Consider the following 6,226-nt stretch of genomic DNA (forward strand, 5'->3'; position numbering starts at 1 on the left):
CGGCAGACTGCCGACCAACGCCCGTGCGCCAATATAATCACTGACCTGACCAGCCGTGACGAACAGGTTCAGCGGGCGGCCGTGGCTGTCGCAGATGGCGTGCAGCTTTGTGTTCATGCCGCCCTTGGTGCGACCAATCAGGCGACCACGCCCCCCATTTTGACGCCCAAACTGGTCGCTGTGCGGTGAGCCTTTAGGTAAGTTGCGTCGATCATCACAGTCTTCTCTTCACGGTGTTCGGCGGCTAGACCCACCATCATACGAGCGAAAATGCCCTTGTCGCTCCACCGCTTCCAACGGTTGTACAGCGTCTTGTGTGGGCCGTAGGCGGCCGGTGCATCGCGCCACCGTAAGCCATTGCGATTAATGAAGATAATCCCACTCAAAACGCGCCTATCATCAACGCGTGGCTTTCCGTGGGACTTGGGAAAGAAAGGTTCCAGACGCGCCATTTGGGCGTCACTTAACCAGAAAAGATCAGACATGTTCACCGCTCGTTTTTTGAGCCGTGAATCATGACGCTACTCGAAAATCAATGGGTCCTGACCCTACGACGCGTCACTCCAAACTTGATCTTAATTTACCCACAGCTATCTGACTCGCACCCCTCGCACGGCCGCCTCTACAACCGCCGTGGGTCTACGCGCTGGAGATATTAAGTTGACTGAAAATGTGAGGTCAGCTTGTTGCGCTTGGGCGAAATCGCTACAGTAACGGGCATCAACCGCAAAGAGAATACTACTCGCAGGAGATAAGACTAAAGGATTGCGATAATCTATCTCCGATGCAAACGAGGGCTGCCCGCTACAACTTTCTCCGCCAAACATTGTGAATCGAACCAAGTCAATGCTGCCGATATTTATTTCCTGGGGCCCCACATTCTCCAATCGGAAAACAGCCCTTAGTCTTTCTGAACGCTCGACATACAAAAGTCGATAGACCTCAAACCTCAAGCCATTCACTGAGGTAGCGGGAAATTCCGGAAATACCGCAATGTCTAACTGAGGAGACGGGTCATTCGCAGCACTTTCTGGCGAAGCTAAAGTACCGCCCGACTCCAACCTAGGCTCAGCTAATCGCAGCTGGCTACTATCAGTGGAAATCTCTCGCGGAAGGGCAGCGGCGATCACTCGGCTGCTCTCAACGCTAATAGCCCTTACCTGTACTCTTGTGCGGTCTGCTCTGGGTTCAACTGTTCCAACGATAACGGTGTCGAGACCGGCAATTCGGCCAAGCTCGGCAACAGTTTCCGGGTCTAGTATTCCCGACGAAACTTGCAGCCTCTCGCGTATCAGAACATCAAGGTTTGCCCTGTCCAATATCTGGAACCCGCGCCCTCCCCGAACGAGAAAAATTGTCAGTGTTTCTGAAATTGCCCTGCTTTGCATCGTAACGTGACCATTCAAGTCCGTAAATTCCAACACAGCTACACGCAAAGCAGAGTTTCTGTCGAGTTGCGCCGCTAGGTCACTAGCGATGGCAGCGATTGCGACATCATACTCGTTATTTGGCACAGGGCTGGAAAGCTCTCCGATAGGGTCTTGTCCAGGCTTCTCCGCAATAGCGGAGCTAGGAAACATCGCGAGGGCAAGCAATATGAATAGATTGTAACACCACTTTCTCATTATCATCCCTCAACATTGAAGCCAAAGTACTCGAAGTGGAGTTGAGCGGGCTCCCCTCGATACTGGATATCTAGTCTAAGTGAGGCGCCAAACGAGGCAACCATATCAAGAAAGGAACGCGAGAAATTGCCGGCGTACCTGTCGGTGCAGATACGGCTAAAAACTATCTGATAACTATCTCCTGGCTCAACCCTTACACCCGCCGCAGGAAGTGTTACTTCTGTGCCATCCCGCTGGTAGCAGTAAGCACCATCTTCGGCGATAATGAGTGCAGAGTACCGATCACCTAACTTTATTGCGACCGGTTCGCTTCCAAGGTTCCGAACAGTGAAAGCAGCGTCCAGTGAACGGCCATTGCTCGGCGCAGCTGTTTGAACGGATATTTCCAGTAAGTTGTCCAAATTTGAGTTAGAATAATGAGTACGATGGACTTGCGCCGACGCGGCTTGGGAGAATATCGGCGTCGATAGCGCAACAACGCAAGAGACGATGAGTTCCTGCTTATTTGCCATCCGTCGCACATGTGCCTTGTAATCAGTAGAGGATGCCGACTTCATTGAGTACTCCTTTCGTCCGCAATCTGCCGGATACGCCGCGCTAGTTGTGAACTTGCCTGCCTAATCGCCTCGGCATCGGTGACACCGGCACCAACCGCGTGAGCCTCGTGCGTGCCAACTAGCCCGTCCTCCGAGTATCTCTGAAGGGTCGCGCCAATGTCGCAACGTCTCAGCGCCGCAGACACTGCGTTCGCGGCGCACCGCTCAGACGCTTCTATCAACCACATCTCCGGCACCTGAGAGAAGAGACGGCTAGTTTGCAAGAAGGAAAGGTCTCCGCTCCAAATAGCCGCGAAGTATCCTTCGGACACGAACTCCGTCGCGAGGCCTGAAATCGATCCGATCCCTTCCATGGCGGCTTGCAGTTCGTTTCTGAGCGCGACATCAGCTGCCGCGCTGTCCGCTGATGCGCTCGCGGACAGGCGTGAGACCAGATAGACTCTCACGTCGCCGCTATTCGGGCGCACTATTTGGACAATGCGTTGCAATCGATCTCGCTCCGCAGCTTCGAGCTCTCGCTCCAGTGCCAACTGTCGCTCTTCAGCCTCTCTTGCAGCCTGCTGCTGCCTTTCACGCGCGAGTTCTTGCCGTCTTTGTTCTTCCAGTTGTTGCCGCTCACGTTCAGCGCGGAGCGTTTCGGCGCGCCTGCGCACTTCGTTCTCTGCGGCCAGCCGTTGTCGTTCCGTTTCGACTCGCCTGGCGTCTTCCGCAGCCACTTCATCCGCGCGGCGACGGGCTAACCAGCTTTCGACAACCGCTGGTGTCACCGGAAGAAGCTCCCGGCCAGTTGTTGGGTGAACCCCAGGCGCATCGAAGAATTCGTAAGCGCTGGTTGTTTCAACGTACCAGACTAGTGGAGCGGCTTGATGCGTTCCCGGAGCAAAGAACACGAAATTTGGGTCGACGTTTGGGTCAACGCGCCTCGTCGGCTCCCCGGAACGCAACCGCGCATCAATGGCCGAGACGTATCTTATGTTCTCCTCGTTGACCCAAATGCAGGACTCGCCTGTTCTGGGATCAACTTGCGCGCGTTCAAAGAAACGAACTCCATCGGCGTTGATAGTATAGCACCGGAGCGGCGACCCGTCGGCGGTCACCAAATCGTTGCGCGTTCCATACCACAAGAGAACATAATAGAGTGATAGGGTAGGAATCAGGATAGCCAGACCAATAGTTCTACGGTTCTTTCTTAGGGATAATACCAATCCGAGAACGATTAGTGCCAGCGGAACTAAAACGACGGAGGCTGCAGCCGCCAGATTGCTCGGAAGCCCGAATGCGTCGGTGACGCTAAAGATATAGCTGTTAATAAATTCTCGAAATAGAAAGTAATTTACGAGGGCGGATGGAAGCACGACCGCAGCAACGAATAGCGCCATCGCGAGGGCGGTTACGGGCAAAACTTTCCGCCCTCGAATCCACCAGTATAAGGCAAGGATCAAGCTGGGAATTATGAGCAAGCTTAGTATGAATCTGACTGCCATCTCAGCCCCTTGATCTTATCTTGCGTTTCCGTAAGCTCGTACATACTGGTTGCGGCATGCGCGGGGTACCGTCCGATGAGCTGGCTATACAAGCTTCTTTTATTCTTAGAGGTAGGAAGTGCGGTTGTCTTGCTGACGATAGTGGGCGTGAAAGCTATACGTTGGGTCAGAAGGCGAAGGTAGCGGTCGGGGCGGCAGTGCGGTTTGTAAGATTCTCTTCTCAGACTGAGGGATGGCTGCGGGAACAGTCAAGGCGTTTCTGGATTCGCTCCAAAAAAGAGTTGGCCACAGCCAGCTCCCCAATCTTGGCGTGGAGTTCCTTCACCTGCTCCTCGTCAATCGCGGGGGCTTTCTTGCCACCACGCTCGAACACACCGGAAGCACCTTCGAGCAGGGCCCGCTTCCATTGATGGATCATTGTCGGATGCACCCCGAACCGGCTCGCCAGCTCGGCGGCGGTCTCTTCGCCCTTCAGGGCCTCCAGCGCTACCTTCGCCTTGAACTCGGGCGCGTGTTGTTTCCGTTTCGACATCTCTGATCTCCTTCTCGTCGAAGATCAGCAGACAACAAATCGTAGCTTACGTCAGTGTCCGATTTTCGGGGGGTAGCTCACTATGAAGATGCTATCGCAGTTGGGGATCTGCTGCTCGAATACCACCCAAGCTATGCCTACGTGATGGTCAAGAAGGGATCAGGCTATTACAATCTGGTCCGCACTGAATTTATTGAACGCTATCCGAATTCCAATGCTGTACCCGTCGATCTGCATGATCGGTATGCCTATTTGGGCAATCAAAATAGAGCGATGTTCCAGCAAGCCGAAGCGCTTGGATGGCGAGAAAGATAGAGGGATTTGATATGAGAAAGATATTTGGATTTGCCTTAGCTCTGAGCATAGCGTCTGGAGCTTCGCAGGTAGATGCACGATACCTTCAAGCGGACTCTTTGGGTTTAGCAGATGGCCCTTCGGTTTATGGATATGCGCACCAAAATCCTGTCAACAACACTGATCCTACAGGTCAGTACTGCTTGACAATGAACGGCCAGACTACTTGCCGGTCTCCGGGAGGCACTAACGTGTCATGGCCAACTCAGCCCGGTTGGGGGCCCAGCTCATACATTGGTCCTGACACAAGAAATTATCATTATTATGACAAGAGTAGTTTGCATCCAGATAGAACATATGACGTCGATTGTCTTCTTCAGGGACTGATATCTGGACCAGAGCCACTGCCGTCAAACGGAGCATCCTACGGAGGCACACGCAACTATGCGAACCCTTGGATTGCAGGGGGTGGGTTTTCTGACCGGCGCGGTATCAACCCTGTGACCAGCTTCATTGTTACAGATGCAAATAGCGGATCAACGGGTATCGCCAATGTAACAAATACTGGCCACACCTTGAGTACAGGCTACGTTGCGAGATTTCCCACCAGAAATGGTATCAGGGTAGTTGGGGAAGGTAGCGGGATTTTGCAGCACCCATGGAATCCAACTCGCTTCCCTATCAACTCTGTTTGGGGACCAGCTAATGAACGAATCATGGAGCAATGTTTGTGCGAAAACTAGCGGCGTTTCTGGTTGCGCCACTCATACCTGCCCTGATGGTTTCAGTACTGGCGGTTGTTGCCGGTCATGCTGATGAAATTCAGCTTGCTATATTGATTGGAGTTTGTGTTGGATATCCAATTGCAATCGTATTTGGCATTCCGATAGATTATTTTGTTTTTTCTGAAGCAAATAATAGGAACAAATGGCAGGTGCTGTTATGGACAGGCGCTGTCACAGCTCTTTTGATCTCGGTTTTATTCATTTTGGATTCTCGTGGTCCGTTTGGTTTGCAACTCGCTTTTTCCCCATCATTTTGGCTATATATCCCTGTTTTTTGGGCATCATTTTTCATTGCGGCTTGGTGTTTCCTAAAAATAGCGTATGGGGCACCGCGCCAAGTTTAATGATTATTGCAGCAATAGATTTTGCCTCCTACCTGCTCTAACTCTTACCCTTACTAGGGTCAGGACCCATTGATTTTCGAGTAGCGTCATGATTCACGGCTCAAAAAACGAGCGGTGAACATGTCTGATCTTTTCTGGTTAAGTGACGCCCAAATGGCGCGTCTGGAACCTTTCTTTCCCAAGTCCCACGGAAAGCCACGCGTTGATGATAGGCGCGTTTTGAGTGGGATTATCTTCATTAATCGCAATGGCTTACGGTGGCGCGATGCACCGGCCGCCTACGGCCCACACAAGACGCTGTACAACCATTGGAAGCGGTGGAGCGACAAGGGCATTTTCGCTCGTATGATGGTGGGTCTAGCCGCCGAACACCGTGAAGAGAAGACTGTGATGATCGACGCAACTTACCTAAAGGCTCACCGCACAGCGACCAGTTTGGGCGTCAAAAAGGGGGGCGTGGTCGCCTGATTGGTCGCACCAAGGGCGGCATGAACACAAAGCTGCACGCCATCTGCGACAGCCACGGCCGCCCGCTGAACCTGTTCGTCACGGCTGGTCAGGTCAGTGATTATATTGGCGCACGGGCGTTGGTCGGCAGTCTGCCG

At 52.8% G+C, this 6,226-nt stretch carries 6 protein-coding genes and 2 pseudogenes; 3 read left to right on the forward strand and 5 right to left on the reverse strand.

Features of this window, described 5'->3' with window-relative positions; translation table 11 throughout:
• From BSF79_RS19250 to BSF79_RS19270, 5 genes and pseudogenes are all read right to left on the reverse strand, one after another.
• Nucleotides 1–485, reverse strand: a pseudogene (locus BSF79_RS19250) (IS5 family transposase); the annotation flags it as partial.
• Between the two features lie 105 nt (nt 486–590).
• The gene (locus BSF79_RS20345; protein WP_090271442.1) at nt 591–1,631 is read right to left on the reverse strand and encodes a FlgO family outer membrane protein; all 1,041 of its coding nucleotides are present in this window, start codon (nt 1,629–1,631) and stop codon (nt 591–593) included.
• Nucleotides 1,628–2,182: a hypothetical protein gene (locus tag BSF79_RS19260; protein WP_139246504.1), complete on the reverse strand. Its 555-nt coding sequence runs from the start codon at nt 2,180–2,182 to the stop codon at nt 1,628–1,630. The genes BSF79_RS20345 and BSF79_RS19260 overlap by 4 nt, the downstream gene beginning before the upstream one ends.
• Nucleotides 2,179–3,561 (reverse strand): AAA family ATPase, encoded by a 1,383-nt coding sequence (locus tag BSF79_RS19265; protein WP_139246505.1) that lies wholly within the window; start codon nt 3,559–3,561, stop codon nt 2,179–2,181. Before BSF79_RS19265 ends, BSF79_RS19260 begins: the two co-directional genes overlap by 4 nt.
• Nucleotides 3,562–3,886: 325 nt before the next feature.
• A complete protein-coding gene (locus tag BSF79_RS19270) occupies nt 3,887–4,198 on the reverse strand; it encodes a transposase (protein ID WP_090271447.1) in 312 nt (103 codons plus the stop codon).
• 54 nt (nt 4,199–4,252) lie between these two features.
• On the opposite strand from BSF79_RS19270, the gene BSF79_RS19640 reads away from it, so the two are divergent.
• The 3 genes and pseudogenes from BSF79_RS19640 to BSF79_RS19275 all read left to right on the forward strand — a co-directional run.
• Nucleotides 4,253–4,513 (forward strand): hypothetical protein, encoded by a 261-nt coding sequence (locus BSF79_RS19640; protein WP_139246506.1) that lies wholly within the window; start codon nt 4,253–4,255, stop codon nt 4,511–4,513.
• 703 nt (nt 4,514–5,216) lie between these two features.
• Nucleotides 5,217–5,621 (forward strand): hypothetical protein, encoded by a 405-nt coding sequence (locus tag BSF79_RS19645; protein ID WP_139246507.1) that lies wholly within the window; start codon nt 5,217–5,219, stop codon nt 5,619–5,621.
• Between the two features lie 120 nt (nt 5,622–5,741).
• Nucleotides 5,742–6,226, forward strand: a pseudogene (locus tag BSF79_RS19275) (IS5 family transposase); the annotation flags it as partial.

The sequence above is a fragment of the Thalassovita taeanensis genome (assembly GCF_900110775.1).
In the GTDB taxonomy this organism is placed as follows: Bacteria; Pseudomonadota; Alphaproteobacteria; order Rhodobacterales; family Rhodobacteraceae; genus Litorimicrobium; species Litorimicrobium taeanense.

Excerpts from the sequence above, each read along its gene's own strand:
- BSF79_RS20345 (WP_090271442.1), bottom strand. The coding sequence starts at position 1,631 with ATGATAATGAGAAAGTGGTGTTACAATCTATTCATATTGCTTGCCCTC.
- BSF79_RS19260 (WP_139246504.1), bottom strand. The coding sequence starts at position 2,182 with ATGAAGTCGGCATCCTCTACTGATTACAAGGCACATGTGCGACGGATG.
- BSF79_RS19265 (WP_139246505.1), bottom strand. The coding sequence starts at position 3,561 with ATGGCGCTATTCGTTGCTGCGGTCGTGCTTCCATCCGCCCTCGTAAAT.
- BSF79_RS19270 (WP_090271447.1), bottom strand. The coding sequence starts at position 4,198 with ATGTCGAAACGGAAACAACACGCGCCCGAGTTCAAGGCGAAGGTAGCG.
- BSF79_RS19645 (WP_139246507.1), top strand. The coding sequence starts at position 5,217 with ATGTTTGTGCGAAAACTAGCGGCGTTTCTGGTTGCGCCACTCATACCT.